Genomic DNA, 18,182 nt, shown 5'->3' on the forward strand with positions numbered 1-18,182 from the left:
TTTTTGTCATGTACGTGCACTGTTGTGTTCAGTGCCCCGACCTCCCGGACGGCGAGCTTCCCCGTGTCCAAGACGCTTGCGAGGCAGGGGAGTTCGCTGATGTCCGGAACAGTTTCGCCCGACCGCCGACGCGTTCTGACCGTCGGCGCCGCCGTGCTCGGCGCCGCGGCCTCCGCCCAGCTGTGGCTGCCGGCCACCGCTCGGGCCGCGGAGCGGAAACCACTGCCCGACGGGGTGTTCAGCCTCGGTGTCGCCTCCGGCGATCCTCCCCCACTGCCTTGAAGGCGTGGGGGGACCCCCAGCCCGACGGGATCGTGCTGTGGACCCGGCTCGCTCCCGACCCCCTGAACGGCGGGGGCATGCCGGACCTCCCGGTGCCCGTGGAGTGGCAGCTCGCCCAGGACGCCCGCTTCAAGAAGGTCGTCCGCCGGGGCACGGCCTGGGCCAGGCCCGCCCACGGGCACAGCGTCCACGTCGACGTGCGCGGCCTGCGCCCCGACACCCGGTACTGGTACCGCTTCCGCGTCGAAGGGCAGCTCTCGCGCACCGGCCGCACCCGTACCGCGCCCCCGGCGCACAGCGCGGGCGGCAGGCTGCGGATCGCGCTCGCCTCCTGCCAGAACTGGCAGCACGGCTACTTCACGCCGTACGCCGACATGCTGGAACAGGACCCGGACGTCGTCGTGTTCGTCGGCGACTACATCTACGAGTCCAACCCGTCGGCGACCGGCGTGCGCCGCCACGAGGGGTCCGGGGAGCCGTACAGCCTGACCCAGTACCGCAACCGGTACGCCCAGTACCGCTCCGACCCGGACCTCGCGGCCATGCACGCGAACGCGCCCTTCGTGGTCACCTTCGACGACCACGAGATCGACAACGACTTCGCCGGCGAGATCCCGCAGGACCCCGACAAGCAGTCGCACGACGCGTTCACGGCCCGGCTGACGGCGGGCTACCAGGCGTACTACGAGCACATGCCGGTACGCGCGAGCGCCGTCCCGAACGGTCCGCACATCCGGATGTACCGCCGGCTGGAGTTCGGCCGGCTGGCCCGGCTCGACGTGCTGGACACCCGGCAGTACCGCAGCGACCAGGCGACCAGTCAGGAAGGCGCCCAGGACCCCGCGCTGACCATGCTCGGCGCCGCCCAGAAGCGGTGGCTGGTCGACGGGCTGCGCCACTCGCCCGCCCGCTGGAACCTGATCGCCTCCCAGATCATGATGGCCGAGACGGACCTCCAGGTCGGTCCCGGCAAGCTCTGGTTCCACGACGCCTGGGACGGCTACCAGGCCGAACGAAACGCGCTGCTGCAGGAGTTCCGGCGGGTGAGCAACCCCGTCGTGCTCACCGGCGACCGCCACCTCACGATGGTCAGCGACCTCAAGGCGGACTTCGCCGACCCGAAGTCCGCCGTCGTGGGCGCCGAGTTCGTCGGCACCTCCATCTCCAGCAACGGCGACCAGGACCAGGCCGTCTTCCGCGAGCAGTGGGACCCGCGGCGCGCGGACAACCCGCACTGGAAGCTGCTCGACGCCCACCGCGGCTACCACCTGTTCGACGTGCGCAGCGAGGGCGTCGACGCGCGGGTGCGGGTGGTGGACACCGTGGTGCAGCCGCGGGCCACACCGCGCACGCTGGCCCGGCTGCGGGTGGAGGCGGGCCGCCCCGGCGTCCACCTGGTGTGACCACCGGCCGTCGTCCCGCACCCGCCGATACCGAAAAACCGCCGGATCTTCATATGGAATTCCCCCGCAAAGAGCGGGCGGACCAGCCGAATTTCGGGTTGTCGGGCGCTTCACCCTTTGCGGTGCTCCCGAATATGAAGAAATGGTGCAGTCCCGCCCTCGGCGGGCGAAGATCCGCGGTTCCCGGGCCGGGGCGCGGCCGCCGGCCGGCCCCGGCCCGCCGCCGCGTCCGCCCGGGACGCCCGCCGCGGCAGGCCGGTGACCTGTGCAGTTACTCACAGAGATTTCCGGGGCGTTTGGGGAACCGGCGCCGACCACCTGGGGATCCCAGGTGAATGACAGGTGGCGCGCACATATGCGACGGAGGTCGCTCACCTTGCATTGCGGTAACCACAAGTGGGACCATTTTGCAGTTCCCTGATGCCCAAGGTAGGTCACCTGTGTCACAGCACATAGCCAAGCCCCGTACCACCGCAGTGATTCTGGCCGGTGGCACCGGCCAGCGGGTGGGTCTGTCGATCCCCAAGCAACTGCTGAAGATCGCCGGCAAGGCAGTCATCGAGCACACCCTGACCACCTTCGAGAACGCCGACTCGATCGACGACATCATCGTGCTGATGGCGCCGGGCTACGTGTCCGACATCGAGAAGATCGTCGCCAAGGCGGGTTTCACGAAGGTCACCCGGGTCATCGAGGGCGGCTCGACACGGAACGAGACCACCGAGCGGGCCATCTCGGTCCTCGGCGAGGGCCTGGCCGAGGGGGAGGACCGCAACGTCCTCTTCCACGACGCCGTCCGCCCCCTGCTGTCACAGCGCGTCATCGACGACTGCGTGAGCGCCCTGGAGCGCTACCAGGCCGTCGACGTGGCCATCCCGTCCGCGGACACCATCATCGTCACGCGGACGCACGGCGACGACGGCGAGTTCATCACCGAGATCCCGGACCGCTCCCGGCTGCGCCGCGGCCAGACCCCGCAGGCATTCAAGCTGTCCACGATCCGCCGCGCCTACGAGGTCGCCGCCGGCGACCCCAACTTCCAGGCCACGGACGACTGCTCCGTCGTGCTCAAGTACCTGCCCGACGTGCCGATCCACGTCGTCGCGGGTGACGAGTACAACATGAAGGTCACCCAGCCCGTCGACGTCTTCATCGCCGACAAGCTGTTCCAGCTCGCCTCCACGGCGGCGCCCGAGCAGATCGGCGAAGAGGCCTACCGCGAGCTGCTCACCGGCAAGACCCTCGTCGTCTTCGGCGGTTCCTACGGCATCGGCAAGGACGTCTGCGACCTCGCCGAGTCCTACGGCGCCACCGTGTACCCGCTCGGGCGGTCCACCACCGGCACCCACGTCGAGAACCCGGAGGAGGTCGACGACGCGCTGTCCAAGGCGTACGCGGAGACCGGCCGCATCGACTACGTCGTCAACACGGCGGGCGTGCTGCGCATCGGGAAGCTGGCCGAGACCGACAACGCCACCATCGAGGAGGCGCTGAAGGTCAACTACCTGGCCCCGGTGCAGATCGCCCGGTCCGCGTACAAGTACCTCGCCGAGACGAAGGGTCAGCTGCTGCTCTACACCTCCAGCAGCTACACCCGCGGACGCGCCGAGTACAGCCTCTACTCCTCGACCAAGGCCGCGATGGTGAACCTCACCCAGGCCCTGTCCGACGAGTGGGCCGGCGACGGAGTGCGCGTCAACTGCGTCAACCCGGAGCGCACCGCCACGCCGATGCGCACCAAGGCCTTCGGCCAGGAGCCCGCGGGCAGCCTGCTGTCCTCCGAGGCGGTGGCCCGCACCTCCCTGGACGTGCTGCTCTCCGAGCTCACCGGCCATGTCATCGACGTACGGCAGCAGGACCCGACCGCGGGCGCGGCCCGTGCCACCGGATTCGAGCAGGCACTCGCGTCGGTGCTGGATCGTCAGGACGGCGTGTAATAATTGGCGGCAAATAGACTCCGGTTAATTCAGGCCTCTGCGGCCCCCCGTTCACGCAGTTCGCGCGCGGGTGTTCGCGGGGGCCTGAATCCTTCCCCCCACGCGTTACCCATAGGCACAAACCGGCACTCACCCTCCAAGAGCAGGTTTATCCGTTGATATCCACCGCTATTCGCGTCGCCCGGGTGGGCAGCGCGGCCGAACTGGTCGCAGCGGTCGTCATGATGCTGGCCTTCCCCTGCCTCATGCTGGCCGCGCTCGTCCCGAGCGTCCCCGCCTTCGCGGCAGCGGCCGCCGTGACGTACCTGGCGGACCACTACCTGCACCGCAGGGGCAGCTACCTGGTCAACCGCCTCAGCAAGGTGCGGGCGGGCCTGTCGATCCGCTTCCTGATCCGGCAGCTGCTGCTGATCCTGCTGCTGGCCCGCCTGTCGCTCGCGGACAACCTGATCTACTACGGGGCGATCGCCTGCTTCATCGCCTTCTACGGTCTTCAGGCCCCGCACGGCGCGCTGACCACGCTGATCCGCAACCGCCGACGCATGCCGGTGGCCACCCGCAACATCGACCTGGCCTCCCGCGTCCGCATCCCGGACGCGCCGCCGCGCGCACTGATGCACCGCGCCGCCGAGAAGATGCTCCACCTCGACCTCGCGGCGGTCGTCGGCATACTGGTCGCCGCGGCGCTGGACTCGGCCGTCATCGGTTTCGTCGGCATCGGAGCCACGGTGCTCCTGGGCATCCTGTACGTGCTGGCACTGGTGCCCTACGTGCGGGGCCGGCGGACACCGCCGAACGCCGAGAAGGTGCTGGAAGCGGTCGACGGCTGGTTGAGCGACTACCGGCCGGAGACCGTGCTGTACTTCTCCGGCTCCAAGGACTCCGCCTACCAGGTCAACATGTGGCTGGAGACCATGGAGCAGCTGGACACCCGTCCGCTGATCATCCTGCGCGAGCGGGTCATACTGAGCAACCTGGCCCCCACCACGGTCCCCGTCATCTGCGTGCCCGGAGGGGTGCACCTGATGAACCTGGACCTGTCCACGGTGCGTGTCGCGCTGTACGCGGCGAACGTCGGCAAGAACATCCACCTGCTGCGCGTTCCCACCATGAAGCACGTCTTCATCGGCCACGGCGACAGCGACAAGATCGCCAGCGTGAACCCGTACAGCAAGGTCTACGACGAGGTGTGGACGGCCGGCCGCGCGGGCCGCGACCGCTACGCCATCGCCGATGTCGGCGTCCGCGACGACGACATCGTCGAGGTCGGCCGCCCCCAGCTGGCCCCCATCGAGGGCGCCCGCGGCGAAGCCGCCGACGGGCACCGTCCGACGGTCCTGTACGCCCCCACCTGGGAAGGCTGGGACGACAACCCCGGCAACACCTCGATCCTGCTGGCCGGCGAGAACATCGTGAAGCGGCTGGTCGCGGCCGACCCGGCGGTGCGTGTGCTCTACAAGCCGCACCCGTTCACCGGAACCCGCAGCGCGCAGGCCAAGGCAGCCCACCAGCGGATCACCGCGCTGCTCGAGAAGGCCACCGCAGAGCGCGCCGCCGACCCCCGCCACACCGCGGACACGGCGGCCCAGGAGCGGGCCGCGGCCGAGCTGACGCGCATCGAGGCCCGGCTGGCCGAGCTGACCGACGGCGCCGGGGGCGGCGACGAGGCCGAGACCAGCCGCGACGGCCTGGTCGACGTGGCCCGTCACGAGGAGGCCGCCCGGCTGCGCACCGAGTGGAACACCGCGTACTGGCGTTCCTTCCCCGACTGGGAGCACCGCGTCATCACGGGCCCCCAGCCGCGCCTGTACGACTGCTTCAACGTCTCCGACGCGATGGTCTCCGACATCTCCAGTGTCGTCTCCGACTTCATCGCCAGCGGCAAGCCGTACGCGGTGACCGACTCCGCCGGGCTGGGGGTGGAGGAGTTCAAGCGGCAGAACACGGCGGTGCGCGCCGCGGTGATCCTGTCCAACGACGCGGCCGGACTCGACGAGCTGCTCGCCGCCGTCCGGGCGCCCGAGAGCGATCCGCTGGCCGCGGAGCGGGGCGAGCTCAAGCGCTACCTGCTGGGACCGGACGAGCCGAAGTCCATCGACCAGTTCAACGGCGCGGTGGGCCGACTCGCCCGGAAGGCCGAGACGCGCAACCTCGGCCAGGAGTCCCGGACCGCGGTCGGCGGACCGGACGTGGAGCCGGCGGACGCGCTGCCCGCGCAGGCGGCGTCGGTGACCGGCGAGACGGAGGGCGCCGGGGCGGGCTGACCCGCTCCGGGCACCCGCCCGGCGCCCACTCGAACACCCCACAGGCTCGGCCCCCGAGGAGTTGCTCCTCGGGGGCCGAGCCTTTCTTGTCGGCCTGCGGTCGGCCGAACTTCCTTATGAAATAGGTCACTTGAAGTGCCGTTCGAGGCAACCCCCTACCGCGAACGCCCGTCTAACGAGTAGCGAATGAGGCGATAAGAGGGAAATGTCCTACAACGAGGGGGGAAACATGACCGCGGCGCAGCCTGATGTCACCGTGGTCATCGGGGCGTACGAGGCGATGCCGTATCTGGTCGAGTGCCTCGCCTCGTTGGAGGCACAGACCATCGCCCCGGAGCGCATCGAGGTCATCGCCGTCGACGACGGCTCGACGGACGGCACGGGGGAGTGCCTGGAGGAGTTCGCGGGCCGTGCGCCCATGCCGGTCACCGTGATCCGGCAGGCGAACTCGGGCGGTCCCAGCGGCCCGCGCAACATCGGCCTGGGCAAGGCCGGCGGGCGGTACGTCTTCTTCCTGGACGCCGACGACCGGCTGGGCCACGAGGCCCTGCAGCGGATGGTCGCCATGGCCGACCGGGCCGGCACCGATGTGGTCCTCGGCCGGGTCGAAGGCGTCAACCGGGGCGCCCCGAAGTCCATGTGGGGCCGCACACTGGAGCGTACGGACGTCCACTCCTCCAACATCAAGTACACGCTCAGCGCGCAGAAGCTGTTCCGCCGCGAGTTACTCGCCCGGCACGGCATACGGTTCGACGAGTCGCTGTTCACCGGCGAGGACGCGCTGTTCACCATGGAGGCGTACCTCAGGGCGAACGGCGTCTCCGTGATCGCCGATTACACCTGCTACTACCTGGTGGGTCGCGACGACGGCAAGCACGTGACCAAGAGCGGGAGTTACACCCTGCGCTTCGAGTCGGCCCGCCGCCTGGCGGACCTGATCGCCGACCTCGTCCCCGAGGGCCCCCGGCGCGACCGGCTCATGTTGCGGCCCTTGACCGTCACCCTGCTCCCGCAGTTCGGCCCCCGGTTCCTCAAGGACAGCGACCGGGTGCGGCGGCACAAGCTGGAGCTGGCGAAGCCCCTGATGGACGCCCACTGGAGCGACGACGTCGCCCGGCACCTGAAGGTCGAGGAACGGCTGAGGCTGCACCTGGTGGCCGAACAGCGGCTCGAACTCCTCCTCGAAGCCGTGAAGTTCACGGCTTCGAGGAAGCAGGCACCGGCCCTGCTGGAGCGGCGGGGCCGACGCGTCTACCTCGTGTATCCGCACTTCCGTGACCGTGCGGCGGGCATCCCCGACTCCGTCTACCTCGCCTCGTCCCGGGAGGCCCGCGCCTTCCCCGGCTACCGCGAGGGCGGCACGGCCACCGTCCTGCGCCGCGCCGCCCACCGGGCCCGCCACCTGCTGACCTCGCCCGGGAGGCCCGCCCCGGAGCCGAAGACCCCGACAGCGGCATGACACCGTTCCTGAAGGCTGAGCAGAAGTGAGCCCTCTCAGCCGCACGCCCCGAACGGTCTTGGGCGCACCGGTCCCCGGCGTACCCGGCCCCGAGTCGGCGACACGCATCCGGTGCGTGGTCCGGTCCCGGGAGGCCCCCGAGGCCGGAGGCCGCTATGGACACTGCCCTCGCGACCTGGCCATATGGGTGTGGCCAGAGGCGACGGGGAGGCCCTGAACCATCACACCGGTGGAGCGGGGGCCCCGCGCGCCGACGCCGTACCCGGCGTCCCGGATCGCACGCTCACGCCAGCCCAGCCTGCCCGGGGCACCACAGGCTCGCGAACAGACCACCACACGATCGAGCTGACGCGGCCTCGGGCGCACTCCCCGGCGAGCGGTTACCAACCCCCTAGGGCCTGTCCGGCGGATCATGCCGCAGACGCGGGGGTCGGCACGCCCTTCCCGAGCTCTTCGAGCAGGGGGACCCCAGGAGCGGGAGGGACCCCCATGAGTGGGAGGGGCCCCATCGCCCCCGCTCGCCCTCGCCGACAAGGCGCCGTCGATTTCCTGCGGCCTGATCCGCCGGACAGGCCCTACCCCTGACCGCCCCGGGCTCCGGTGTCGGCTCCGGCTCCGGGGCCGGCTCCCGGGTGGGTTTCGGGGTTCTGGCGTGGGGCGGGGAGCAGGGCCTCCGGGAGGAGAGGGGACACGCGCGTCCTGTGGTGCAGCGCGGCCGTGGACAGGGCGCGCAGGGCCGCGTTGCAGCGGTCCTGGGCCGTCGGCTCGTCGGGGCCCAGCAGCCTCAGCTTCAACTCCGCGCGGGAATCCGCCAGTTCGTCCTTCTCCGGATGCCGGACCGACTCCAGCAGGGCCGGCACCCCGCCCGCGTCCGGCGTCAGTACGGTCGCCGCCGCCACCGTCGGGAACTCCGCTCGGAACGCCTCCTCGGACAGCCCGCCGGTGTTCGCCACCGCGTACGGCTTGCCGCTGGCCAGGAAGTCGCTGATGACGCTCGACACATCGCTGATCAGCAGGTCGGCGACGTCGAAGCAGGCGTACAGGGCGGGTCGTACGCCGGTGACGATCTGGTGCTCCCCCTCCGGCAGCGACGCCCAGTACGCCTCCTCCCAGGCCGCCGTGGCCCTCCTCACCGCCTCGGCCCGGCCCGGCGGCGGGGCGGACTGCGCCAGCATCCGCTCGACCTGGTCGGCACTCGGGCGGACGTCGGCCGCCGTGAGCCGGTCCAGCTCCGCGGTGAGCCGGTCCAGTTCCGAGGTGGAACGCGTGGGCCGGGCGGCTCCCGCGGACCGTTCCCGGTTCGCCGCCCGGATCAGCTCCCGGACGCGCCGGTCGGCGGCGCCCGCCCGCGGATCCACCGAGCCGGTCAGCGGGTGCGGCTTGTACAGCAGTCGTACGCCCGGGTCCGCGAGCAGCGCCCGTACGATGTTCTCCCCGGCCGCGAGCACCGAGGTGTTGCCCGGGTTGCCGTCCCAGCCCTCCCAGGTGGGCGCGTACAGCACCGTGGTGTACGGACCGGCCGGTGGGCCCGCGTACGGGCGCACGGCGTCCAGTTGGGGACGGCCGATCTCCACCACGTCCTTGTCCTCGACCCCCACCTCGGCCCGCGCGTACCGCTCACGCGCCTCGGGACCGGCCACCCACACCTCGTCGTAGGCCTTCGCGTACGGATTGCAGGACGACAGCTTGTCGCTCTCGCCGTGGTTGACGAAGGCGTGCTTGATCGTGGGGATGCGCAGCACCTGCGAGGTCTTGCCGGAGTTCGACGGGTGGATGAGGACCCGCAGTGAGGAGCGCTCGAGCCGCATCAGGGTGGACACCTTCGGCAGGCACACGACCGGGATGTCGGTCGCCGCGAGCTTCGCCACCATGAACCGCTCGCGCAGGACGATCACCGGCCGGCCGTCGAGCCCGCTCATCGTCTCCAGCCACATGTTCGCCTGGTAGGCGGAGGAGACCCCGCCGGAGAAGTACAGGCCGACCGTGGGCCGGTAGTCGGCCAGCCAGGCGTCGAACCAGTCGAGTACCTCCTGTTCGCCCGCCGGGCGCCGGGAGGGCAGCAGACGCAGCAGCAGTGCGCCCAGGCCGGCCGCCGCGAGTGCCAGCGACAACGCGATCCCGGCCGCCGCGGGCAGGGGGGCCCGGGTCACCGCCGTCGAGGCCAGGCCGGCCGTCGTGGGCAGACCGAGGAGCAGCAGCCGGTGGCCGGGGTGGCGCAGCAGCGCGGCCGGGGCGCGGGTCAGCCGCAGGGCTGAGGCGTCGATGTTCCGGGTCACCACGGGCAGCGTGCGGGTGCGGCGGACCAGCACGGACACCGCCTGGATCGCGCAGTGCAGCGCGTAGAAGGCGAGCAGGCCGACGACGAGCCACGCGTACTGCGGCTCCCGGTCGTTCTCCCCGAGTCGCAGCAGACCCACCACCAGGAGCAGATCCCGCAGTACGTGGCGGACGGTGATGTCCGCGTGCGACTTGGCCAGCAGTGACAGCGTGCCGGGCTGCCACCGGTACAGCACGCCCTCGACCGCCAGGCAGACCGCGGTCGCGGCGAGCAGCAGCGGGATGTTCGGGCGCAGGGCCGCCGCGGCCTGCGCCGCGAAGGCACCGACCAGCACGGCCGCCGCCGTCACCTTGGCGACGGCCGGGCTGCCGGGCGGACGCCCGGAGGCGGGGCCGGGGGTGCGGGGCGAGGCACGGCGTGGGCGGATCCCCGCCGGGAACCGCCGGCGGGACAGGGACAGGGGCACGCGGTCACTCCAAAGCGCGTCGCGGAGACGGACGCACGGGTTAACGCGTACCGACGTCCGGACGACACGCGCGTGTCCACAAAGGGTGGAGTGACCGTCGGATGTGAGGGTCCGTCCGGCGGGATCCGCCGGACGGACCGCAAGGGCGGCCCGGGTGGCCTTCCCGGGCCGCCGCCGTCACTTCCGCCCGCCCTGCAGGGCTCGGCGCAGGGGACGGCCCACCACCCGGCGGGCCCTGCGGTACACCGAGCCGGACGCGGGGGCGACCACGGTGGTCTTCCCGGCGCCGGTCTTGGTCCCGGTCTTCGTCCTGGCCTTGACGCCGGCCAGTTCCTTCTTCAACTTGGCGTTGTCCGCGGACAGTTCGCTGACCCGGGTGTGCAGCCAGCCGAAGCGCGCGACGAGCGCGGCCGGGTCGGTGTCGAGCCACGGGCGGACGCCGCCGGGGAAGTCCAGCGAGCGCATCCGCTCCTCGTGGGCCGCGCCGCCGTCGCCGTGCGAGAACGTGTTGTCCAGCCCGTTGCGGTCCAGGAACGAGGTGAACCGCTCGAACCGCTCGTGGTGGTTGCCGGTCAGCCCGCTGAGGTCGGTCTCCTCGTACAGCCGCGCCGGGTCGGTTTCCTCGGGGGCCCCGGAGAGCTTGTCGAGCGTGCGGTGCGGGATCTCGAAGTAGCGGCACAGCTCCAGCGTGCGCGAGTCCGAGCAGAGCACGGTCGCGGGCGTACCGGCGAGCAGTGCCGCGATGTTGCCGTGGATGCGGGAACCGAAGGAGAAGTCGAAGTCCCGCAGATCGTCGATCCAGGTCACCGGGTCGATGTAGACGCGGACCTTGTCCTCCCGGTACATCGGGTGGTCGGGATGCGTCGGCATCCCGGTGACCTTCCCGTTCGGGTCGGACAGGTCCCGCCAGTGCAACTGCAGTGCGTCGCTGAGGTTCTGGCCTATGAACCGCAGGTTCGGGTAGCGGGCGTGGGCCCGGGTGATGACCTGGCCCAGCCCCTGGCTGCGCACCGCGCTGTGCGAGCCGTTGATCGCGATCCGGGAGTCGGCGGTCAGCTCCTGCGTCCGCTTCTGCACGGCGAGTTCCTTGCCGTACATGAACAGCGAGGGACAGCCGATGACCTCGACGTCCTTGAAACCGAGGTCGTTGAGGTACTTCTCGGTGAACTCGCCGCGCACACCGATCGAGGCGCTGCGGTCCAGCACGGCGGAGACGAACTCGCGTACCGCGGGCTCCATCGGCTTGAGCCGCGCCGGGTCGTAGTCGAGTCCCGTCTGCGCGCCGACGCCGACGACGACCACGGGAATCTTCAACTGGCTGATGAGCCGGGTCAGTCGGCGCAGGCTTGGCTCGAACGACGGCCGGAAGGCGTTGGCGAGCGGCACGACGAACGCGTCGTACTCCTCGTTGATGCGGCCCGCAGGGGTGCCGTCGGTTCGAATACCGTTGGACACCACCGTGGTCTGCGGCGTCTCGAGGATCTTGTGCGTGGCGTCGCTGAAGATCAGGTTGCCTGCGTTGCTGGCGAAGACGTCGCGGTGGAGGGCTTCCTCCACCGGTACGACGTCGTAGGGGCTCTTCCCCGATCTGAGGAGGATGCGCTGTATGCGGCGAGCGTTGGGTGACACGCCGTTCACAATATGTTTCCGGAAGCTTTAATTTCTATAGGCAACCAAAGCAAGCTTTTTCACATCGGCGGTCCGTGAGCGAGCGGTCACGCGGGGGTGTCCGGAACCTGGACCGGCAGGCGTGCCCCGCCCCGTCTCGCGTAGATTGCCGAACGGGCCCCGTGGCCGGTGCGAGACGGGCCCCATGGCCGACGCGAGGGGACGGAACACCAGGTGGCACGGGCAAGGCAGGCCGTGGGCGAGGCCCGCAGGATCGTCGTCAAGGTCGGATCCTCCTCGCTGACCACCGCGGCGGGCGGTCTGGACGCCGACCGGGTCGACGCACTCGTCGACGTGCTGGCCAAAGTGCGGTCCGGAGGGGAGCGCGAACTCGTCCTCGTCTCCTCCGGCGCCATCGCCGCCGGCCTCGCCCCACTGGGCCTCGCCCGGCGTCCCAGGGACCTCGCCCGCCAGCAGGCCGCCGCCAGCGTCGGCCAGGGCCTGCTGGTGGCCCGCTACACGGCCTCCTTCGCCCGCTACGGCGTCCGCGTCGGCCAGGTGCTGCTGACCTCCGACGACATGAGCCGCCGCGCCCACCACCGCAACGCCTCCCGCACCCTGGACAAGCTGCTCGCGATGGGCGCCTTCCCGGTCGTCAACGAGAACGACACCGTCGCCACCGACGAGATCCGCTTCGGCGACAACGACCGCCTCGCCGCCCTCGTCGCCCACCTGGTCCACGCCGATCTGCTCGTCCTGCTGTCCGACGTGGACGGCGTGTACGACGGCGACCCCGCGCGGCCCGGCACCTCGCGGATCGCCGAGGTGCGGGGTCCCGAGGACCTCGCCCACGTCGACATCGGCAGCGCGGGGAAGGCCGGTGTCGGCACCGGCGGCATGGTCACCAAGGTCGAGGCCGCCCGGATCGCCGCCGCCGCGGGCGTCCCGGTCGTGCTGACCAGCGCCATCCACGCGGGCGACGCCCTCGCCGGCGCGGACACCGGAACGTACTTCCACCCCACCGGCCGGCGCTCCGCCGACCGGCTGCTCTGGCTCCAGCACGCGTCCACCCCGCAGGGCGCGCTCACCCTCGACGACGGCGCGGTGCGCGCGGTCGTGGAGCGCCGCATGTCGCTGCTGCCGGCCGGGATCGCGGGCGTCGAGGGCGAGTTCAGCGCGGGTGACCCGGTCGAGCTGCGGGACCGCGCGGGGCGGCCGGTGGCCCGCGGCCTGGTCAACTTCGACGCCAAGGAGATCCCCCGGCTGATCGGCCGTTCCACCCACGATCTCGCCCGCGATCTCGGACCCGCGTACGAGCGCGAGGTCGTACACAGGGACGATCTGGTGGTTCTGCACCCGTAATGTCCCGGATCGTCCGCCCCTCGCGGTGGACGTTCCGCAAAACCGCCCCATGACGCCCGGCGGCCTGCTCAACTTTCCTCCAGGGACACATCCGCCCGGCCCGAGAGCCGGCCTGTGCGTGAAGGAGGCCGTCGTGAGACGAGTACGCCCTGGGACGACGGCGTCCCGCGGTGGTGCCGGCTCCCGGGCGGCCGGCGAGGAGCGCGCCCTGACCAGCGTCGTGGCGGGGGACCGGTTCCAGGGCGGCGAGCACCCGGACCTCCCCCGCCTGTGGCACGTCACCCTCAGCGTCTCCGGCAGCCGGGCCCCGGTCGCCGAGGTCCGCCGAGCCCTGGAGCAGCTCGCCCACGACCACCCCTTCCTGCTGACCAGCCGGTACGCCGACGACCACGCGGAGATCCGTTACTGGGAGGAGGCCCGGGACCTGCACGACGCGGCCGCCGTGGCGCTGCGGCTGTGGGGTGAGCACCGGCAGACCGCGGGCCTGCCGCCCTGGGAGATCGTCGGCCTGGAGGTCATCGACCGGACCACCTACCACCAGCGCATCGCCGCGGGCCACGGCCCGGCCCCGGCGACCCCGGTGGGGGTACACCCGTTCTGAACCCGGCCACGCGCCTCAGCCGCTGATGACGACCACGCACCGCAACCATCGATCGAGCAACCGCCACGGTGCGCCACCACGTCCGCGAGAGCGGCGCCGGTTCAGGCGCGAAGGGGCGAATGCCCCGCCCCCGGCCCTCTCCGGCCGCATTATCCTTCCCCCCATGACCACGCTTTCGCCTTATGACTCGATGTCCCCGGTCAACCAGGCCGCCTACCGGGCCAAGGGCGCCGCCGCCACCCTCGCGCCGTTGCCGCGTGCCGCCAAGGACGACGCGCTGCTCGCCATCGCGGACGCGCTGGAGGTCCGGGCGAGCGAGATCGTCGAGGCCAACGCCCAGGACGTGGCCAAGGCGCGCGAGGCGGGCATCGGCGAGGGCATGATCGACCGGCTCACCCTCACCCCGGAGCGGGTGCGCGCGATCGCCTCCGACGTACGGGACGTGGCCGCGCTGCCCGACCCGGTCGGCGAGGTCGTCCGCGGCTCCACCCTGCCCAACGGCATCGACCTGCGGCAGGTCCGGGTGCCGCTCGGCGTCGTCGGGATCGTCTACGAGGGCCGCCCCAACGTCACGGTCGACGCCGCCGCCCTGTGCCTGAAGTCCGGCAACGCGGTCCTGCTGCGCGGCTCGTCCTCCGCGTACCGGTCGAACACCGCACTGGTGCGGGTGCTGCGCGACGCGGTGGGCGGCGCCGGGCTGCCGGCCGATGCCGTGCAGCTGGTGCCCGGCGAGAGCCGGGACAGCGTGCGCGAGCTGATGCGCGCCCGCGGCCTGGTCGACGTGCTCATCCCGCGCGGCGGCGCCTCCCTGATCAACACGATCGTCCAGGAGTCGATCGTCCCGGTCATCGAGACCGGCACCGGCAACTGCCACGTCTACGTCGACGCCCACGCCGACATCGACACCGCCGTGGAGATCCTGGTCAACTCCAAGGCCCAGCGGGTCGGCGTCTGCAACGCCGCCGAGACCCTCCTGGTCCACCAGGACATCGCCCCCGCGTTCCTGCCGCGCGCCCTGGACGCCCTGGCGGAGGCCGGGGTCACCGTGCACGCCGACGAGCGGGTGATGGCGTACGCCAAGGATTCCAAGGCGACCGTGGTGGAAGCCACCACGGAGGACTGGGAGACCGAGTACCTCTCCTACGACATCGCCGCGGCGGTCGTCGACTCCCTGGACCGGGCCGTGGAGCACATCCGGCTGTGGACCTCCGGCCACACCGAGGCCATCGTCACCACCTCGCAGCAGGCCGCCCGCCGGTTCACCCAGTTGGTGGATTCCACCACCGTCGCCGTCAACGCCTCCACCCGGTTCACCGACGGCGGTCAGTTCGGCTTCGGCGCGGAGATCGGCATCTCCACGCAGAAGCTGCACGCCCGGGGGCCGATGGGCCTGCCGGAGCTGACCAGCACCAAGTACATCGTGACCGGCGACGGACACGTCCGCCGCTGAACCACGGCCGCTCGGGCAGACGGATGAATTTCCATACCGTCTGCCCAAATTGACCCCTCAGGTCTACTCTGGAGATGTGCCGGAGGACGTGGGGGGCATGCCGTTCCCTGACGGCGGGGAGCCCGACGACGACCACGACCGCGGAGTGTCGGACGACGCGTTCGACTCCGTGGTCTTCGACGAGGCGTTCATCGGTGCGGCCGTGGTCCACGAGCCGACCGCCGTCGAACGCCTCCTGGCGGCCGCCCAGGCCAGAGCCGAGGCGTCCGAGGCCGAGGCCCGACACACCCGCTCGAAGACCGAGCGGTACGACGAGGGGTACGCAGACGGGTACGGCGGATACGACCGCCACCGCCGCGGTGACGCCTTCGACGGCGTGGATGACGACCCCGACGTGCTGGAGGACGGACACGGCTCCCCGGGGCCGTACGGCAGACAGGTCCGCTGGCACCGCCCGGTCGCCTGGATGCTCGCCCTCGTGATGGGCATCGGCATGGTGGCGCTCGCCTTCTCGGCCGTCTACCGGGGGGCCTCCTCCAACCGCCAGGACCCGGCTCCGACGCCCGCCTCGACCGGCCCGGAACAGGGCGGCGGCGTGACACCGTCCGCCTCCGCCGACTTCTCCCGGCCGACCGTCCCGGTGATCCCGCCCAGCCCCTGACAGCGGGGGGTCGGACCTGGTGAGAACCTGTCAGAACTTGTCGTCCAGCAGGGCGTTTACGGAGACTCCCCGCGACCTACTCTGAAGATATGGCAGGGCCAGCGGACCCCCCTGGAGGGACTCCTGAGGGCGCCCCCTCGGGCGGCGAGGACGAGTACCGGTCCGTCGTCTTCGACGAGTCCTTCGTCCGCGCTGCCCGCCTCCAGGAGTTCTCCGCCGAGGAGCGCATCGCCGACCACGCCCCCGCGGTACGCCGCCGTCCGCGGCGCCGCCGGGGCCTGTCCCGGCAGGTGCTGGTGCTCGTGGTCCTGATCGCCCTGGCCTTCGGCACCGCGGTCTACATGGGCATACAGCACCCCTACCGGGCGGCCACCGCCGGGGAGACGGTCGAACCCCTGCGCATGACCGTGCTCCCGCTCGAGCCCGAGGGCAAGGTGCCCGGCACCACCAGTGCCGAACAGTTGTACGCCAGGAGTCCGGCGGCGCAGTTCCGCGTCGGTGCCGAGGGGGTGCCGCTCCCGGCGTCCCGGCGCACCGCGCACTTCTCGGACGGGCAGGTCGTGACCGCGCTGATCACCGCGAAGGACTACATCGTCCGGTCCGCGCTCGATCCCGCGGTGCTCACCGGCGAGGAGACCCGCTCGGTACGTGTCCTGCTCGACGCCGGCCAGCAGGAGCAGTTCGACCAGAGCTTCACGCGGCCGACCGCCGACGGGCGGCACGCGCCCACCGGATGGCTCGTCCGCTTCGACCCCTCCCGCGCGGAGCTGGCCGACCGCGGTATCCGCGTCCAGGGCACCCTGCAGGCAGCCGAGACCGATCCCTCCACCATCGAGGTCACGGCGGACCACACCTCCGTGTACGCGCTGCGGCCGGCCGGTGCGGAGAAGGGCGCGGAGGTGTCGCTGTTCACGGTCCGGCGCGAGCTGCACTTCCGCTTCGACCGCGAGGACCTGCGCCTGCACCAGGCGCAGCTCGCCGTCTCGTACGTCCAGGCCGGCCCGCTGTCCTGCGCCGAGGACTCGGCGGGCCGGCTGCGCCCCCTGCTGGCGGGCGCCACGGCCAAGGAGGGCGGCCCCGCCGGCACCGACCCCTACGCCGTGGGCGGCACCGCGGCCCTGTGCGGCTCGCTGGCGGCGGGGGCGCAGCCCAGGCTGTGACGACGCGACCTCCCCGGCGACCGCGTAGCCGTCCCCGTCGTGGCTCCTGCGCCTCAGGTGTGCCTCACGTGCCGTCGCGCGGCGGGCGGTCGTCCCCGGAACCGGAGTCCGGACCGGAGCCCGGCGAGGCGCCCGGCCCCTGCGGGGGCTTGGACCCCGAGGATCCTGAGGATCCCGACGACCCCGACGACGTGAAGCCGCCGAAGCCGCGACGGACCCGGCCGCCCAGCTCACCGGCGCCGCCCGCGATGTCGCTGACCAGCTTCATCAGCGGATCCTTGGAGTTCTTCACGTCACCGGCGTAGCTGCTCGCCGACTCGCGCCAGGAGTCCCGCACCGAGGCGTCCTTGTCCTCGTCGCGACGCGGGTAGTGGCCGTCCATGAGCCGCTGGTAGTCGCGGGACTCCGCCCACTTCTTCAGCTCGGCCGCCCGCACGGTGGTGAACGGGTGGGAGCGGGGCAGCACGTTGAGGATCTTCAGCACGGAGTCGCGCAGATCGCCCCCGGCGTCGTACTCCTCGGCCTGCTCCAGGAACGCGTCGACGTTCATCTCGTGCAGGTGGTTGCCACCGGCGATCTTCATCAGGCCGCGCATCGAGGCCTGGAGGTCCTGGCCGACCAGCAGCCCCGCACGGTCCGCGGACAGCTCCGACTTGCGGAACCACTCGCGCAGCGCCGTCACGATCGCCATGATCGCGACATTGCCCAGCGGAATCCAGGCCACCCGCACCGCGAGGGACGTCAGGAACAACAGGATGGTCCGGTACACCGAGTGCCCGGACAGCGCGTGCCCGACCTCGTGTCCGACGACGGCCCGCATCTCCTCCTCGTCGAGCAGCTCGACCAGTCCCGTGGTGACCACGATGATCGGCTCGTCCAGGCCGATGCACATCGCGTTCGGCGTCGGGTCCTGGTTCACGTACATCGGCGGGACCTTCTCCAGGTCCAGGATGTAGCAGGCGTCCCGCAGCATGACGTTGAGGTGCGCGAACTGCCGGTCCGAGACGCGCACCGAGTCGGACAGGAAGAGCAGCCGCAGGCTGCGCTCGGGCAGCAGGCCGCTCAGCGCCTTGAAGACCGTGTCGAAACCGGTCAGCTTGCGCAGCGCCACCAGGGCGGAGCGGTCGGCGGGGTGTTCGTACGCACGCGAGGAGATCCCGGCGAAGCGCCTGCGCTGCCTGCTCGGCACGTTCTCGTGCCCGTTGTGCTGATGGCCGTCGGACATGTGTCCCCCATGTGCGTCTGTGTGAC

At 71.4% G+C, this 18,182-nt stretch carries 11 protein-coding genes and 1 pseudogene; 9 read left to right on the forward strand and 3 right to left on the reverse strand.

All coding sequences use genetic code 11. From position 1 onward, the window contains the following. Window positions 1-99: 99 nt before the first annotated feature. The 4 genes and pseudogenes from AC6F7H_RS19270 (at window position 100) to AC6F7H_RS19285 (ending at window position 7,345) form a co-directional block, all read left to right on the forward strand. Window positions 100-1,685 (forward strand): annotated as a pseudogene (locus AC6F7H_RS19270) (alkaline phosphatase D family protein). A 440-nt stretch (window positions 1,686-2,125) separates the two neighbouring features. Next, entirely contained in the window at window positions 2,126-3,622 is a 1,497-nt protein-coding gene (locus AC6F7H_RS19275; protein WP_500758180.1) for a D-ribitol-5-phosphate cytidylyltransferase, read from the forward strand. Window positions 3,623-3,807: 185 nt separating this feature from the next. Beyond that, window positions 3,808-5,886, forward strand: coding sequence for a hypothetical protein (locus tag AC6F7H_RS19280; RefSeq protein WP_500761935.1), 2,079 nt, complete (start codon window positions 3,808-3,810; stop codon window positions 5,884-5,886). A gap of 229 nt (window positions 5,887-6,115) precedes the next feature. Next, window positions 6,116-7,345 carry a glycosyltransferase family 2 protein gene (locus AC6F7H_RS19285; RefSeq protein WP_500758181.1) on the forward strand — a complete coding sequence of 410 codons (1,230 nt, stop codon included), beginning with the start codon at window positions 6,116-6,118 and terminating at the stop codon, window positions 7,343-7,345. A 575-nt stretch (window positions 7,346-7,920) separates the two neighbouring features. On the opposite strand, the gene AC6F7H_RS19290 is transcribed toward AC6F7H_RS19285, so the two are convergent. After that, window positions 7,921-9,972 carry a hypothetical protein gene (locus AC6F7H_RS19290; RefSeq protein WP_500761937.1) on the reverse strand — a complete coding sequence of 684 codons (2,052 nt, stop codon included), beginning with the start codon at window positions 9,970-9,972 and terminating at the stop codon, window positions 7,921-7,923. 294 nt (window positions 9,973-10,266) lie between these two features. Continuing rightward, a complete protein-coding gene (locus tag AC6F7H_RS19295) occupies window positions 10,267-11,697 on the reverse strand; it encodes a polysaccharide pyruvyl transferase family protein (protein WP_500761939.1) in 1,431 nt (476 codons plus the stop codon). Between the two features lie 255 nt (window positions 11,698-11,952). Between AC6F7H_RS19295 and proB the strand changes: the two genes are divergently transcribed. The 5 genes from proB (at window position 11,953) to AC6F7H_RS19320 (ending at window position 16,931) form a co-directional block, all read left to right on the forward strand. After that, the gene (gene proB / locus AC6F7H_RS19300) at window positions 11,953-13,059 is read left to right on the forward strand and encodes a glutamate 5-kinase (RefSeq protein ID WP_500761941.1); all 1,107 of its coding nucleotides are present in this window, start codon (window positions 11,953-11,955) and stop codon (window positions 13,057-13,059) included. Between the two features lie 133 nt (window positions 13,060-13,192). Beyond that, window positions 13,193-13,660 (forward strand): DUF8830 family protein, encoded by a 468-nt coding sequence (locus AC6F7H_RS19305; RefSeq protein WP_500758182.1) that lies wholly within the window; start codon window positions 13,193-13,195, stop codon window positions 13,658-13,660. A 163-nt stretch (window positions 13,661-13,823) separates the two neighbouring features. Beyond that, window positions 13,824-15,110 carry a glutamate-5-semialdehyde dehydrogenase gene (locus AC6F7H_RS19310; protein ID WP_500758183.1) on the forward strand — a complete coding sequence of 429 codons (1,287 nt, stop codon included), beginning with the start codon at window positions 13,824-13,826 and terminating at the stop codon, window positions 15,108-15,110. Between the two features lie 76 nt (window positions 15,111-15,186). Continuing rightward, on the forward strand, window positions 15,187-15,771 hold the full coding sequence (locus AC6F7H_RS19315) for an SCO2584 family spore wall biosynthesis protein (RefSeq protein WP_500758184.1): 585 nt from the start codon (window positions 15,187-15,189) through the stop codon (window positions 15,769-15,771). 89 nt (window positions 15,772-15,860) lie between these two features. After that, window positions 15,861-16,931 carry an SCO2583 family membrane protein gene (locus AC6F7H_RS19320; protein ID WP_500758185.1) on the forward strand — a complete coding sequence of 357 codons (1,071 nt, stop codon included), beginning with the start codon at window positions 15,861-15,863 and terminating at the stop codon, window positions 16,929-16,931. A 64-nt stretch (window positions 16,932-16,995) separates the two neighbouring features. Here the strand turns inward: AC6F7H_RS19320 and AC6F7H_RS19325 are convergent, their stop codons facing one another. Beyond that, window positions 16,996-18,156 carry a M48 family metallopeptidase gene (locus AC6F7H_RS19325; protein WP_500758186.1) on the reverse strand — a complete coding sequence of 387 codons (1,161 nt, stop codon included), beginning with the start codon at window positions 18,154-18,156 and terminating at the stop codon, window positions 16,996-16,998. Window positions 18,157-18,182: the final 26 nt, after the last annotated feature.

This window comes from Streptomyces sp. MMS24-W38 (assembly GCF_059889265.1).

Excerpts from the sequence above, each read along its gene's own strand:
- AC6F7H_RS19285 (WP_500758181.1), top strand. The coding sequence starts at position 6,116 with ATGACCGCGGCGCAGCCTGATGTCACCGTGGTCATCGGGGCGTACGAG.
- AC6F7H_RS19310 (WP_500758183.1), top strand. The coding sequence starts at position 13,824 with ATGACCACGCTTTCGCCTTATGACTCGATGTCCCCGGTCAACCAGGCC.
- AC6F7H_RS19320 (WP_500758185.1), top strand. The coding sequence starts at position 15,861 with ATGGCAGGGCCAGCGGACCCCCCTGGAGGGACTCCTGAGGGCGCCCCC.
- AC6F7H_RS19325 (WP_500758186.1), bottom strand. The coding sequence starts at position 18,156 with ATGTCCGACGGCCATCAGCACAACGGGCACGAGAACGTGCCGAGCAGG.